Source organism: Amycolatopsis sp. NPDC003731 (genome assembly GCF_053586895.1).
Genome location: NZ_JBSFNC010000030.1, coordinates 14481 through 28215 on the forward strand (window position 1 = coordinate 14481; position 13735 = coordinate 28215).

Consider the following 13735-nt stretch of genomic DNA (forward strand, 5'->3'; position numbering starts at 1 on the left):
AGCCATGAGTCCGACCAGGGAACGCCGTCCTCCGGAAGAAGACGCGCCGGATCGTGCGGCCCTGGCCCGGCAGCGGCGGGGGCGGCGCTCCGAGGAGGAGCGCCGCCGGACCCGCGCCGCGCGCGCCAAGCCGTCGCCGCGCAACCGGCCCAACCGGCAGGTGGAGATCCGCCGCCGGTGGGTCGCGCTGCTGTCGGTGCTCACCGTGGTGGCGCTGGTCTACCTGCTGTTCTTCAGCTCGATGCTCGGGGTGCAGGAGGTCGCGGTCAGCGGGTCGCGCACGGTGCCGGCCGACTCGATCCGCACGGTGGCGGCGGTCCCGGCGGACAAGCCGATGCTGCGGCTGAGCACGGACGAGATCCGCGACCGCGTGGCGGCGATGCCGGGCATCGCCACGGTCGAGGTATCGCGTTCGTGGCCGAACACGGTCGAGATCACGGTGACCGAGCGAACGGCGATCGCGTTCTTCGACAGCGGCCCGGGCGGCGACGGCGTGCACCTGGTGGACGGCGGCGGCGTGGTGTTCAAGACGGTCGCGGCGCGGCCGCCGGGCCTGCCGGAGCTGAAGCTGCCGAAGGTCTCGGCGGACGACCCGGTGACCAGGGCGGTGACGGCGGTGCTCGGGGTGATCCCGGAGCAGTTGCTCAAGCAGGTCACGACGGCGACGGCGAAGACGCCGGCCAGCGTGGAGTTCACGCTGGCCAACGGCAAGGTCGTCCGCTGGGGGACCGCGGAGCAGACGGACCGCAAGGCGAAGGTCCTGGCGGCCCTGCTGACCCAGGACGGCAAGGTCTACGACGTCGCGGCACCGGAACTGCCGACCATCACCTCCTGAATTTCCTTATTTCCCGTGCACCCGGGTTCTCGTATGGCGTACGTTCTCGTACGCCATACGAGAACGAGGAGGGTGCTCATGACGATCCTGGTGACGGGCGCGACCGGCAACGTCGGCCGGCTGGTGGTCGACGAACTGCTGGCCGCGGGGGTACCGGTGCGGGCGCTGACCGTCGACCCCGAACGTGCGCAGCTGCCGGCCGAGGCCGAGGTGGTCGTCGGGTCACTGGCCCGGCCCTCGACCCTGCCGGTGGCGCTCGAAGGTGTCTCGGCGGTGTACCTCGCCCCGATGGCGCGGACCGTCCGGCGCTTCTGCGAGCTGGCCTCCGAAGCCGGCATCGAACGGGTTGTCGCCTTGTCGGGCAGCAGCATCGGGGACGAACACGAAGGCTCCAGTGGTCACCGCCGTCGAGGCTGCTGTCCGGGAGGCCGGGTTCGCCTGGACCTTCCTGCGGCCCGGCGTGTTCATGAACAACACGCTCGACTGGGCGCCCATGGTCCGGGCGGGCGAGGTGGCGATGGCCTACGGCGACGCGACGCAGACGCCGATCGACCTCGGCGACATCGCGGCCGTCGCCGCGCGGGTGCTGACCACCGACGGGCACGTCGGCGCCACGTATGTCCTCAGTGGACCGGAGGCGATCACCCTGCGCGGGCAGGTCGGGACCCTGGCTTCGGTGCTGGGCAAGGACATCCGGTTCCGCGAGCTGACGCCGGCGGAGCAGCGCGCGCAGTGGATCGGTTACGGCGTCCCGGAAGACGCCGTCGGCTGGCTGCTCGAAGGCTTCGCGGAAACGCTGCGGCACCCGCAGGTGCCGACCGGCGTCGTCGAGGAACTGCTGGGCCGTCGGGGAACGACCTACGCGCAGTGGGTGGCGGCGAACCGGGCCGTCTTCGCAGGGTGAGCGTCAGACGCGGGTGCGGGTCATCCCGGCCAGGCCGAGCAGCGGCAGCGCGCCGGCGAAGATGACGACCGCCGTCCAGCCGCCCAGGTGGTAGGCGATCGAGCCCGCCTGGGAGCCGATCGCGCCGCCGATGAAGAACGTGCCCAGGTACACGCTGTTGACGCGGGCGCGGGCCGAGGGGTCGAGCTGGTAGATCACGTGCTGGCCGGTCACGAGCGTCGCCTGGACCGCCATGTCGATGGCGATCGCCGCGATCGCCAGCAGGATGACGCTGTGCGCGCCGAACCCCGCGAGCGCGAACGCGGCCGCGCAGAGCACGAACGCCGCCGCCGTGAGCCGCCGGCCGTGGCCGTGGTCCGACCAGCGTCCGGCCAGGGGGGCCACCGCGGCGCCGGCCGCGCCCGCCAGGGCGAACAGGCCCACACCGAGCTGGGAGTAGTTGAACGGCGGTGCGGTGAGGACGAACGCGATGGTCGTCCAGAACGCGCTGAACGCACCGAACATCGCCGACTGGTAGAGGGCGCGGTGGCGCAGCGCCGGGTGTTTGCGGGCCATGGCGAAGGTCGAGCGGAGCAGCTCGCCGTAGCGGACGTCCGTCTTGGGCGCCCGGGGCGGCAGGATGAACCGCAGCACGACGGCGAGCGCGGCCATCGCGCCGGCCGAGATCAGGAACACGACGCGCCAGCTCGTCACCTCGGCGAGCAGGCTGGCGACGACCCGGGAGAGCAGGATCCCGAACAGCAGCCCGCTGACGACGCGCCCGACGATCCGGCCGCGGATGGCGTCGGGCGACAGGTCGGCGGCGAACGGGATGAGGATCTGCACCACGACCGACGCCGCCCCGACGGCCAGCGAGGCGATGAGCAGCACGGCGAACCCCGGCGCGATCCCGGTGACGACCAGGCCGGCGCAGGCGACGGCGAGCAGCGTCGCGACCAGGCCGCGGTTCTCGAGCCGGTCGCCGAGCGGGACGAGCAGCAGCATCCCGGCGGCGTACCCGATCTGGGTCGCGGTGACCACCCCGCCGGCCGCGGCCTCGCCGACGTCGAACGTCTGCCGCAGCTCGGCGAGCAGCGGCTGGGCGTAGTAGAGGTTGGCGACGGTCAGTCCACAAGAGACGGCCAGGAGCAGCACGAGCCAGCCGGGTGGGGCCTTCTGTTCGGTCTCGGTCATGCGTGCCCCCAATAGTGGAACCGGTTTGATCGGTTCCGAAGGTACCAGTCAAACCGGTTCCGGCGTACTGTGACCCGTATGACGGACAGATTCCGCGCGGGAGCGGGCCGCCTGTGCCTCGACTTCATCCGGACCCTGCGGTACCGGGGGACGCCGTCGGAGACGGAGGAGCTGCCGGACGCGGCGGCGTGGGGAGCGTGGATCGACCGGTTCGGCCCGTTCGCCACCCCGGTCCGGCCGGAGTCGGCCGAGGAAGCGCGTGCCGTCCGCGAAGCAATCCACGAGCTGCTGACGGCTTCGGTGCGCCCGTCGACCCGGCAGCGGCTGAACCGCGTCGCGGCGCTGCCGGTGCCCGCGCCGTCGCTGACGCCGTCGGGCCAACTGCGCTGGCAGGCCGCGGACCCCGCGTCGGCGATGCTCGCGGTGCTGGCCCGGGACGCGGTGGAGCTGGTGACGTCGCCGGAGTTCGCGCGGGTCCGGCGGTGTGAAGGGGCCCGGTGCGGGGCGTTGTTCCTGGACACCTCCCGGCCGGGGACGCGCCGGTGGTGCTCCATGGGGGTCTGCGGCAACCAGGCGAAGAAGTCGACTTATCGAGCCAAGGCGGTCCGATAAGTCGGGCAAACACCCGACGACACGAGCGCCGCCCGCTCCTAACGTCCTGGTCCGGACGAAGGGAGCGACAAGATATGTCGAACAAAGCCGTCATCAGCCTGTCGACGGGCCTCGAGGACGCGGAAAAGGTGACCGTCGCGTTCCTGGTCGCGGTGGGGGCCGCCGAGACCGGGCGCGAGACGCTGATGTTCCTGACCAAGGAGGCGGTCCGGATCGCCCTGGCGGGCACCGCCGTCGGCGCCGCGTGCGACGGCTGTCCGCCGCTGGCCGACCTGGTCAAGCGCTACGAAGCCGCGGGCGGCCGGTACTACGTGTGCCCCATCTGCTTCACCGCGAAGCACCTCGACGCCGGCAGCCTGATCGACGGCGCGGAGCTGAACGGCACCATCCCGCTGTGGAAGTGGATCGGCGACGAAGCGGCGACGACGTTCAGCTACTGAACCGGCCCGGTGATGAGTTGCCGCGCTCGCCGCCGTCATACCTGCGACAGCCACGACGAGGCGGAAGGATGACGGGATGAGTGCGGACACGCGGCTGGAGGAGCCGGCGTTCTCGGGACTGGCGGAGCGGCACCGGCGGGAGCTGCACGTGCACTGCTACCGGATGCTGGGGTCGTTCGAGGACGCCGAGGACACCGTCCAGGAGACCTTCCTGCGCGCCTGGCGGCGGCGGGAGACCTTCGAGGGGCGGTCGACGTTCCGGGCGTGGCTGTACCGGATCGCCACCAACGCGTGCCTGGACCGGCTGGCCCGCTGCCGCCCGGAGCCGGCGGCCGGGGGCGAGGTGCCGTGGCTGCAGCCCTACCCGGACCGCCTGCTGGACGAGCTGCCCGCGGCCGGTGCGGACGAGCCGGAGGCCGTCGCCCTCGCGCGGGAGACGATCGAGCTGGCGTACCTGGTCGCGGTCCAGCACCTGGCGCCGCGGCCACGGGCGGTGCTGATCCTGCGCGACGTGCTCGGCCGGCCGGCGAAGGAGGTCGCGGAGCTGCTCGGGGACTCGGTCAACTCCGTGAACAGCGCGCTGCAGCGGGCCCGCGCGGGCATGCGGGAGCACCTGCCCGCCGAGCGCCAGGACTGGACCGGCGGCGAGGAGGACGCCGGCACGCGCGAGCTGGTGCGCCGCTACACCGAGGCCAGCGTGGCCGTCGACGTCGCCGGGATCGCCGCCCTGCTGCGCGAGGACGTCCGCTGTTCGATGCCGCCGACACCGGGCCTGCACCTCGGCCGGGACGCGGTGGTGCGGAACTGGGTCGAGGACGGGTTCGAGCAGCTGACGGGCTTGCGCGGCGTCCCGGCGGCGGTCAACCGGCAGCCCGCGGTCGCGTTCTACCTCCGGCAACAGGGGGTGTACCGGCCGTTGACGATCGATGTCCTGCGGGTCAGCGGCGGGGTGATCACCGAGATCACCACGTTCGACGCCGGGCGGTTCCCGGTGCTCGGCCTGCCGGAGCGCCTGCCGGGGTAGGCCGAAATCCGATTGCCCGCGAAGGCCCGCGGGCGCGACCATCGGCCACGTGCTGGTGGAAGAGGTGAAGTCCGGGCTCCGGCGTGCTTTCACCTGGCGCGGGGATCGCACGGACGACGGCTGCTACGCCGACGTGACCGGGTGGTGGCGCCGGCCGGAGCTGCTCGCCGGCCTGGGGCCCGCACTGGCCGGGCTGTTCGCCGACCGGCGGCCCACCGTCGTGCTGGGGCCGGAATCCCGTGGCTGCCTGCTGGGGCCGCTGGTCGCGCTGCACCTGGAGGTCGGCTTCGTCGAAGTCCGCAAGGACCGCGGGCCGTCGGCCGACAGCGAGGCCTGGCTGCGGCGGACCACCCCGCCGGACTACCGGGACCGCCACCTCAGCCTCGGCTTCCCCAAGGACCTGCTCGACGGCGGCGATCGCGTGCTGTTCGTCGACGACTGGATCGAGACCGGGGGCCAGGCCCACAGCGCCCGCCTCCTCACCCAGGACGCCGAGGCCACCTGGCTCGGCGTGGCGACCGTGGTGGACGGGTTGCGCAGCAACCAGGTGCGTCGGCAGCTGGACGTCCGGTCGCTGCTGCACGTCAGGGAACTCTGATGGCCGTGGCCAGCAGGGCGACCGCCCGGTCCTCGTCGCCGGTCAACTGCTGCAGGACGTCCTGGGCCAGATCTCCCGGCAGCTCCGCCAGAGCCTGAGTCACGCGCATCCGCACCGCAGGAGCCCCGGCGAGTTCCCCGGCCAGCGCCTCCAGGATCCGCGCACCCTGGCCCGGCTCCCGGGCCAGCACCCCCAGCACTTCCGCCGCCTCGACGTCGTTGGTGCCTTCGACCACCATCGCGACGAGCAGCGGCACCGCCCTGATCTCGCCGCGGCCGCCGGACGCCAGCGCCGCGTGGCGGCGCACCTGCGGGTCCGGGTCGTCGAGGGCGCCCGCCAGCGCCGCGGTCGCTTCGTCGCCCGGGAGCTCGGCGATGGCCAGGACCGCGCGCCGCCGGATGGCCACCTCCTCCGAGCGCAGGCCGGTGGCCACCGCGGCCACCGCGTCGGCGCCCGCGCGGGCCAGCGCCCAGCGCAGGGCGCCGGCGACGTTCGGGTTCGTCTCCGTCAGCACCGCCCTGGCCAGCAGCGGCACGTCCTCGACCGGGGCGAGGGCGGCTTGCTGCCGGCGACCCGGGCTCGGGGAACCGAGCCCGTGCAGGAGCCCGACCACGTGCAGGACGCCGTCCCAGCCCGCGGGGTCCGAGGCGTCGATCGCCCGGAGGCGGTCGAGGAGTTCGCGCTCGCGCTCCAGCCGCTCCTCGGTCCGCCGGATGAGGTCGCCGACCATGGTGGCCGGGGTGAAGGCGGGGTCGGCCAGGGCACGGCCGATCTGCCGCAGCGACATCCCCAGCGTGCGCAGGCCTTCGACGTGGAAGATCCGGCGGATGTCCGCTTCGGAGTACTCGCGGTAGCCGCCCACGGTCCGGCCGGTCGGCCGCACCAGCCCGAGGGTGTCGTAGTGCCGCAGCATCCGCGTGCTCACCCCGGACCGGCGGGCCACCTCCCCGATCAGCACGCGGCGTCCGGCCCGAGCGCGACGACCCGCTTCGCCTCGTCGACGGCCAGGTCGAACCCGGCGTCCGGGTCCCGCACCAGCCGTTGCGTGGCCCGGGCGTGCGCCCGCACGTCCGGGTCGGCACTGGCGAGTCCCGTCGTCAGGGCGGACTCGGCCGCGTCACCGAGTGCGGCGAGAGCCCGGCTCAGGCTCAGCCGCACGGCCCGGTCGCCGCGGCCGAGCTGCCGCGCCAGTTCCCCGGCCAGGTCCGGCCAGTCGCCGGGTGGCGCGAGCACGACAGCGGCACGCCAGGCGCTTCGCGCGACTTCGTCGTCCGGGTCGTGCAGCAGCGACGGCGTGATCGCGGGCCACGCCGTCCGGTCGCCGATCTTGGACAGCGTGTGCAGGGCCTGGCTGCGGGCCTGCGCCCGTCCGGACCGCAGTTGCGCGACGAGCTTGGGCACGGTGAGGTCCGCCGGGAGGCGGGTCAACGCCCAGGTGAGCATGTCGCGCACGTAGAAGTCCGGCTCGACCGCGCAGCGGGCCACGAGCGCGTCGGCGAGCCCGAGGTCGGCTCGGGTGCCGGCCGCCAGCGCGGCCTGCAGCCGGGCCGACGAGTTTCCGGCGGCCAGCTGTGTGTCCAGTACGTGTTCCATGGGAACCACCTCCTCCCGGCAGTGAAGACCTTGTCACAGTGTGAAGGTCAAGGGCGCCGCCCTCTAGGATCGGGCCCCGTGATCGCCGAGCTGCCGTTGGACCAGGTCAGGACGTTGCTCGCGGTCGTCGACGCCGGGACGTTCGACGCCGCCGCGGCCGTGCTGCACGTCACGCCGTCGGCCGTGAGCCAGCGGGTCAAGGCCCTCGAGCAGCGGACCGGGAGCGTCTTGGTGACCCGCACGAAACCGGTGCGCGTCACCGGCTCGGGGCAGGTGGTGGTCCGGTTCGCGCGGCGGCTCGCGGCCCTCGAGCGGGACGCGCGAGCGGAGCTGGGCATGAGCGGCGAGCCGGTCCGCGTGCCGATCGCGGTCAACGCCGACTCGCTGTCGACGTGGTTCCTGCCGGCGCTGGCGGGCGTGGTCGCCGACCCGCCGATCTGCTTCGAACTGCACCGCGAGGACCAGGAACACACCACGACGTTGCTGCGGGAGGGCCGGGTGATGGCCGCGGTGACGTCCTCGGCCGCGCCGGTGCAGGGCTGTTCGGTGCGCCCGCTGGGCGCCCTCCGCTACCTGCCGCTGGCCAGTCCGGCGTTCGTCGCGCGCTGGATCACCGGCGCGCTGCGGGCCGACCTGACCGCGGCGCCCGTCGTGGTGTTCGACGACCACGACGACCTGCAGGACGCATTCGTGCGCCTGCTCGGCGGCGACGGCGCGAGCCCGCAGCGGCACTACGTCCCGGCGTCGGAAATGGTGGTCGCCGCGGTGGAGGCGGGGCTCGGCTGGGGCATGGTGCCGGAGGTGCAGGCGGCACCCGGGCTGCGGGCCGGGACGCTGGTGCCGCTGGCGCGGAACCGGCCGGTGGACGTGCCGCTCTACTGGCAGCAGTGGAAACTGGACCTGCCGGCGCTGTCCACAGTGGCCGAAGCGGTCGCGGCTGCGGCGGCGTCTTCGTTGCGCGGCCCCGGTTCTTGAGGTCTCGGGCCGCCTGGGGTATTTGCGGTGACGCGGGGTGGGGGCAGGCCGGCGCGGGGGGCTTGCGCGGCCCGGGTTCCTGGCTCCTCGGGCCTGAGTCGTTCGGCGCCGACGCGGGTCGGTGGGCCGGGGGCAGTCTGGCGCGGCGGGCTTGCGCGGCCCCGGTTCCTGACTCAGGCCGGCATCAGGCGTTCGGCGGCGACGCCCGCCGGTGGGGCGGCGGGGTGGGGGAACGCCGGCATCGAGACCGAGCGGCCGACGATGGTGGCGAGCTGGGCCCGTGAACACAGCGCGAGCTTCTTGAAGATGCGCGCCAGGTAGGTCTCCACCGTCTTGTGGCTCAGGCCCAGTGTGCGGGCGATCTGCTGGTTCGTCCGGCCGTCGCTGACCAAGCGGGAGATCTCGCGCTCGCGACCGCTCAGCTGGGCCAGCTCCGACGGCATGTCCGCGTCCGGCAGCGGGTCGGGCTCCGGGTGCCGGTTGTCGTCGAGGTGCTCGAGCAGGGTGGTGAGGCTGCCGAGGACGTAGCGGTGCCCGAACCGGGTGGCGATGGCGAGGGCCCGGTGGAGGTGCCGGCCGGCCAGGTCGTCGCGGGCGAGGGCGTGTTCGGCGCGGGCCAGCCAGTAGAGCGGGGTGACGTCGGGGGCCAGGTCCGCGTCGGACGCGTTGGCCATCAGCGTCCTGGCCTTGAGCAGCTGGTCCTCGGCGGCCCGGCCGGCGGGGTCGGTCAACGTGGCCAGGGCCAGCAGCAGGGCGCGCGGGCCCGCGTCTGCCGCCGGGTCCAGGTGGTCGGCCAGCGGGCCGAGGCCGGGCACGCCCTTCACGGACGAGAGGATCGCCAGGTCGGGGACCGCGGTGGGGTGGCGGGTGCCGACCGTGGTGGCGAGCAGGTCCGCGACCAGCCGCGCCTGGGTGCGGTGATCGCCGGGGTCGACGACCCGCAGCCCGCCGCGGAGCCGGTCGGCCGCGGCTTCGCGGTGGCCGTCCAGGTGCAGCGCCCGCCCGGCCCACAGCGCCGTCTCCGGGCCGGGCGCCACCTGGTCGAACAGGACACGGGCGTCGGCCGTGCGGCCGGTGACCACGAGCGCGATGGCCAGCAGCGGGACGTGGTCGGCGCACACCGGGCCACGGGCGTCCAGGGCCCGGCGCAGCCAGGCGGCGGCGTCGGCCGGACGCTCCCAGCGCACCTCGCGGGCGGCCTCGACCAGGATCCCGGCCGCGTCGTTCCGCTCGACCAGCGCGCAGTGCGCCAGGTGGTGGGCGACCTCGGGGGCGGGCGCGTCCCGGTCGCGCAGCGCCGCGGCGGCCCGGGCGTGCGCGCCGAGCCGCCACGCCGCCCCGGCGGCCTGGTGCGCGGTGGCGCGCAGCAGCGGGTTGCGGAACCGGAAGGTGCCGTTGCTGCCGTCCACGCGCAGGATGTCGTGTGCGACGAGCTCGTCGACGGCGGCCCCGGTCGGGCCCTCGCCGCCGTCCACCACCGTCGCCAGCAGCCCGGTGTCGAACGACTCGCGCAGCAGGGCCGCCGCGTGCGCGACGGTCCAGGTGAACGGGCCCAGCGTGCGGAACTCCCGCAGCGGCGACACCGGCAGTCCCGGGCCGCCGGTCCGGTCCGGCGTGTCCTCCGCCGCGGCCAGGGCGCGCAGCAGGCCCGGGTTGCCGTCCGCGGCGTCCAACAGGGCATCGCGGCGGACGGCGGGCAGGCCGGGCGGCAGCAGCGTGCCGAGGTAGTCCTCGGGCAGCGCGGGCAGGGCGATGTGCGCGACGCCGGTGCCGTCGAGCGCGGCCAGCAGGTCGCCGGCCGTCTGCCGGGGGCGCAGCGCGGTCACCAGCAGGACCGGCGCGTTCGGCGGGCGCCGGATCAGGTGGGTGAACAGGTCGGCCGACGCCGGGTCGGCCCACTGGAGGTCGTCGACCACCAGCAGCAGGGGCGCGCCGGCGCTGAGCCGTTCGAGCAAGGCGCGCGCCGCGTGGAAGAGGTGCCGCAGCTCCGACGGATCGGTCGGCACGGCCGCGTCGGGCGCGTACTGGGCCAGCGCCGGGAAGATGCCGGCCAGCCAGCAGACGTGGTACTCGGGGAATCCGTCGAGCAGCGCCGGGTGCGGCGAGGCCAGCAGGTCGTCGAGGGCGTCGGAGAAAACGCCGAAGGGCAGCGAACCGGGCAGGGGACCCGCCGCGCCGCAGGCGACCGCCCAGCCGCGGGCTTTCGCGTGGCCGGCGAGCGCCGCGAGCAGTTCGGACTTCCCGCTCCACGGGTCACCACTGACACGCACCGCCCGGACGCCGGGTTCCGCGCCGTCCACGATGCCGGTGAGCCGGGCCAGTTCGGCCTCGCGGCCCCGTGCGTCGGACCGCCGGGGGACTCGGTGCGCTGGTCCGGTGGAGGCGTTGTGCCCGTGAATCGATGGCATACCTTGATCCCCCAGGATGTCGGTGTCCTCCCGATCGGCAGTCTCGATGGCCTGCGACGGTCATCCACTTGTACCACAGGATCCGCCGGGTGTCGTTGGTGTCTACTGTGGACTACCAACGTTGGTAGCCGGTGCCCCCGGCGGAGGCCGGGGGCACCAGCGGGGGTGGCTCAGGCGAAGATCTGCCAGCCGGAGCCGATCTGGCTGCCGGTGCTGTACGGCGCGGTGTCACTGCCGCCGTTGGTGTAGAGCCAGAGGGTTCCGTCGGGCTTGGTCGCCGTGATGTCGGCCCGGCTGTCGCCGGTGACGTCGCCGACCTGGATGCGGTCGAACTGGGCCCAGCCGGAGCCGATCTGGCTGCCGGTGCTGTACGGCGCGGTGTTGCTGCCGCCGTTGGTGTACAGCCAGAGCGTCCCGTCGGGTTTCGCGGCGACGATGTCGGCCCGGTGGTCGCCGGTGACGTCGCCGCCGAGGATCCAGTTGAACTGCTCCCAGCCCACGCCGATCTGGCTCCCGGTGCTATACGGCGAGGAATTGTTGCCGCCGTTGGTGTACAGCCAGAGCGTGCCGTCCGGTTTGGCCGCCACCAGGTCGGCCCGGCCGTCTCCGGTGACGTCGGCCAGGGTGACGTGGCCGAACTGCTGCCACGCCGAACCGATCAACGTTCCGGTGCTGTACGGCGAGGTGTTGCTGCCTCCGTTGGCGTACAACCACAGCGATCCGTCGGGCTTGGCCGCGACGATGTCGGCCCGGCTGTCGCCGGTGACGTCGCCGGGGAGGAACCAGCTGAAGCTCTCCCAGCCGGTGCCGATCAGGCTGCCGCTGCTGTATGGCGCGGTGTTGCTGCTGCCGTTGGCGTAAAGCGAGAGCGTCCCGTCGGGCTTGCGGGCCACGAGATCCGACCGGCCGTCCCCCGTGACGTCGCCGGCGGCGACCCCGTTCGCGCCGCCGCCCGAGCCGCCCGCGAGCGCGGCGAGCTGGGCCAGCGAGCCGTTGAAGACGTTGGAGTCGTGGGCCGCGCCCCGGCCGCAGGCGTCGATGTCGTACTGCCAGAACGTCCACCGGGTACCCCAGCCCGGCACCGACGGCGGCGACGAGTTGCAGCTGGCGATGTCGAGCGGGTACGCGGAGAACGCGGTGCTGTTGCCGGTGCACGGGTTCCACCAGTTGACGTTCGTGTAGATCATCGGCGTGCGGCCGATGCGGGCCTTGACCTGGTTGAGGAACGAGCTGATCCACGCCCGCATGTCGCTCTGGCCGAGGCCGTAGCAGTCGGGCAGGTTCAGCGAGCTGTACGGCCACTCCAGGTCGAGGAAGGGCGGCAGCGTCCGGCCGTCCGCCGCCCACTGCAGGTGGTCGACGAAGTAGTTCGCCTGGCCCACCGGGTTGCCGAGGTCCGGGCGGGCGAACGCGTAGGCGCCGGTGTAGAGGCCGGCGTTCTTGGCGCCGTGGTAGTCCTGGTCGAAGTACGGGTTGGTGTAGCTGGTGCCTTCGGTCGCCTTGACGAACGCGAACTCGTCGCCGGCCGCCTTCTGGTTGGCCCAGTTGACCGTCTTGCCGCCGGAGTGGTCGTGGCTGGAGACGTCGATGCCGTTGATGCCGTAGCCGGGCGGGAGAGCCGCGGCCGTGGTCTCCGCGGCGATCGCGGGCGCGGTTCCCCCGAGGAGAACTGCTCCGGCCAGCACCGCCAAGAGGTACTTGCGCATGGTGAGCTCCTGTGGAGAGAGAGGCCGATCAGGCGAAGGTCTGCCAGCCGGAGCCGATCTGGCTGCCGGTGCTGTAGGGCGCGGTGTCGCTGCCGCCGTTGGTGTAGAGCAGCAGCGTGCCGTCGGGGCGGGACGCGGTGATGTCGGCCCGGTGGTCACCGGTGACGTCGCCGACCTGGATGCGGTCGAACTGGGCCCAGCCCACGCCGATCTGGGTTCCGGTGCTGTAGGGCGCGGTGTCGCTGCCGCCGTTGACGTAGAGCCACAGCGTCCCGTCGGGCTTGGCCGCCACGATGTCGGCCCGGTGGTCGCCGGTGACGTCGCCGCCGAGGATCCAGCTGAACTGCTCCCAGCCCACGCCGATCTGGCTGCCGGTGCTGTACGGCGAGGTGTTGTTGCCGCCGTTGGTGTACAGCCACAGGGTGCCGTCGGGCCTGGCCGCCACCAGGTCGGCTCGGCCGTCTCCGGTGACGTCGGCGAGGGTGACGTGGCTGAACTGCTGCCACGCGGAGCCGATCAGGGTTCCGGTGCTGTACGGCGAAGTGTTGTCGCCGCCGTGGGTGTACAGCCACAGCGTCCCGTCGGATTTCGCGGCGACGATGTCGGCCTTGCCGTCGCCGGTGACGTCGCCGACGAGGAACCAGCCGAAGCCCTGCCAGCCGGTGCCGATCAGGCTGCCGGTGCTGTACGGCGCGGTGTTGCTGCCGCCGTTGGCGTAGAGCCAGAGCGTCCCGTCGGGCTTGCGGGCGACGAGGTCGGCCCGGCCGTCCCCGGTGACGTCGCCGGCGGCGACCCCGTTGGCTCCGGAGGACTGGTCGACGATGCGGTCGTAGCGGATGGCCGTGTAGGAGGCGACTTCGGACCAGGAGTCGAACCCGAGGTTGCCGTTGTTGTTGACCTTGTACGGGTTCTGCACGGTCTGGCCGGTGGAGTTGAACGAGTAGACGTAGGCGCCCTGGCTGTGGTCGCCCTGGTTCTTCCAGAACGCGAACAGTTCCATGTGGCCGTCCGGGCCGCTGCCGTCGCTGTCGCGGACCATCGCGTCGCCGGGGCGCAGGTCGTCCCGCGCCACGACGTGCATTCCGTTGCCGTTCTGGGCTCTACTGAGGAATTCGTTGGTGATCAGGCTCGTGTTGAGGTGCCAGGTCATCGAAACGAGCCCGGAGCAGTCCCGGCGGTAGGTCTGCCCGCCGTCCGGGCCGGGGACGTGGGTGCCGGTCTGGGTGTAGGTGTAGCCCTGGTCCACCCAGTACTGCGCCCGATCGAGGACCTCGCCTCGCGAGATCGGGCCGTTGACGGCCGATGCGTGCGCCGTGCCCGGGACGGCGATCGAGACCGCGGTCAGTGCCGCGGTGGCGAAGGTGACGGTGAGCCGGGCGATCGTCTTGTTGGTCATGGCCACAGCGTCGGGACCCGTGCTGCAGGTTCTCTGCAAATCCGCCGGGAACCGCCATACAGCGGTTCTCT

General features: G+C 73.2%; 13 protein-coding genes and 1 pseudogene. 8 read left to right on the top strand and 6 right to left on the bottom strand.

The features are described 5' to 3' along the window. Positions 1-4: 4 nt before the first annotated feature. From ACWDN5_RS15380 to ACWDN5_RS15390, 3 genes and pseudogenes are all read left to right on the top strand, one after another. A complete protein-coding gene (locus tag ACWDN5_RS15380) occupies positions 5-835 on the top strand; it encodes a cell division protein FtsQ/DivIB (protein WP_310972638.1) in 831 nt (276 codons plus the stop codon). Positions 836-913: 78 nt separating this feature from the next. After that, positions 914-1174, top strand: a pseudogene (locus tag ACWDN5_RS15385) (SDR family oxidoreductase); the annotation flags it as partial. Positions 1175-1229: 55 nt separating this feature from the next. Then, complete coding sequence (locus ACWDN5_RS15390; protein WP_449676743.1) at positions 1230-1739, top strand: hypothetical protein; 510 nt, start codon at positions 1230-1232, stop codon at positions 1737-1739. Between the two features lie 3 nt (positions 1740-1742). On the opposite strand, the gene ACWDN5_RS15395 is transcribed toward ACWDN5_RS15390, so the two are convergent. Beyond that, positions 1743-2912: an MFS transporter gene (locus ACWDN5_RS15395; RefSeq protein WP_449676744.1), complete on the bottom strand. Its 1170-nt coding sequence runs from the start codon at positions 2910-2912 to the stop codon at positions 1743-1745. Positions 2913-2990: 78 nt separating this feature from the next. On the opposite strand from ACWDN5_RS15395, the gene ACWDN5_RS15400 reads away from it, so the two are divergent. The 4 genes from ACWDN5_RS15400 (at position 2991) to ACWDN5_RS15415 (ending at position 5586) form a co-directional block, all read left to right on the top strand. Continuing rightward, entirely contained in the window at positions 2991-3524 is a 534-nt protein-coding gene (locus tag ACWDN5_RS15400) for a CGNR zinc finger domain-containing protein (protein WP_449676745.1), read from the top strand. Between the two features lie 74 nt (positions 3525-3598). Further along, positions 3599-3964, top strand: coding sequence for a DsrE family protein (locus tag ACWDN5_RS15405; RefSeq protein ID WP_310972642.1), 366 nt, complete (start codon positions 3599-3601; stop codon positions 3962-3964). 37 nt (positions 3965-4001) lie between these two features. Beyond that, positions 4002-4988: an RNA polymerase subunit sigma-70 gene (locus ACWDN5_RS15410; RefSeq protein ID WP_449676785.1), complete on the top strand. Its 987-nt coding sequence runs from the start codon at positions 4002-4004 to the stop codon at positions 4986-4988. Positions 4989-5037: 49 nt separating this feature from the next. Further along, on the top strand, positions 5038-5586 hold the full coding sequence (locus tag ACWDN5_RS15415) for a phosphoribosyltransferase family protein (protein ID WP_449676746.1): 549 nt from the start codon (positions 5038-5040) through the stop codon (positions 5584-5586). On the opposite strand, the gene ACWDN5_RS15420 is transcribed toward ACWDN5_RS15415, so the two are convergent. Beyond that, positions 5573-6544: a MerR family transcriptional regulator gene (locus tag ACWDN5_RS15420; protein ID WP_449676747.1), complete on the bottom strand. Its 972-nt coding sequence runs from the start codon at positions 6542-6544 to the stop codon at positions 5573-5575. The two genes, ACWDN5_RS15415 and ACWDN5_RS15420, sit on opposite strands and share 14 nt — an antisense overlap. Continuing rightward, the gene (locus ACWDN5_RS15425) at positions 6538-7179 is read right to left on the bottom strand and encodes a HEAT repeat domain-containing protein (protein ID WP_449676748.1); all 642 of its coding nucleotides are present in this window, start codon (positions 7177-7179) and stop codon (positions 6538-6540) included. Before ACWDN5_RS15425 ends, ACWDN5_RS15420 begins: the two co-directional genes overlap by 7 nt. 78 nt (positions 7180-7257) lie before the next feature. Here ACWDN5_RS15425 and ACWDN5_RS15430 point away from each other — a divergent pair, with 78 nt between their 5' ends. After that, positions 7258-8154 (top strand): LysR family transcriptional regulator ArgP, encoded by an 897-nt coding sequence (locus ACWDN5_RS15430; RefSeq protein ID WP_449676749.1) that lies wholly within the window; start codon positions 7258-7260, stop codon positions 8152-8154. Positions 8155-8327: 173 nt separating this feature from the next. On the opposite strand, the gene ACWDN5_RS15435 is transcribed toward ACWDN5_RS15430, so the two are convergent. From ACWDN5_RS15435 to ACWDN5_RS15445, 3 genes are all read right to left on the bottom strand, one after another. Then, on the bottom strand, positions 8328-10562 hold the full coding sequence (locus ACWDN5_RS15435) for an AAA family ATPase (protein ID WP_449676750.1): 2235 nt from the start codon (positions 10560-10562) through the stop codon (positions 8328-8330). Between the two features lie 170 nt (positions 10563-10732). Next, the gene (locus ACWDN5_RS15440) at positions 10733-12268 is read right to left on the bottom strand and encodes a GH25 family lysozyme (RefSeq protein ID WP_310972648.1); all 1536 of its coding nucleotides are present in this window, start codon (positions 12266-12268) and stop codon (positions 10733-10735) included. Between the two features lie 28 nt (positions 12269-12296). Further along, complete coding sequence (locus ACWDN5_RS15445; RefSeq protein ID WP_310972649.1) at positions 12297-13664, bottom strand: FG-GAP repeat domain-containing protein; 1368 nt, start codon at positions 13662-13664, stop codon at positions 12297-12299. Positions 13665-13735 lie beyond the last annotated feature (71 nt).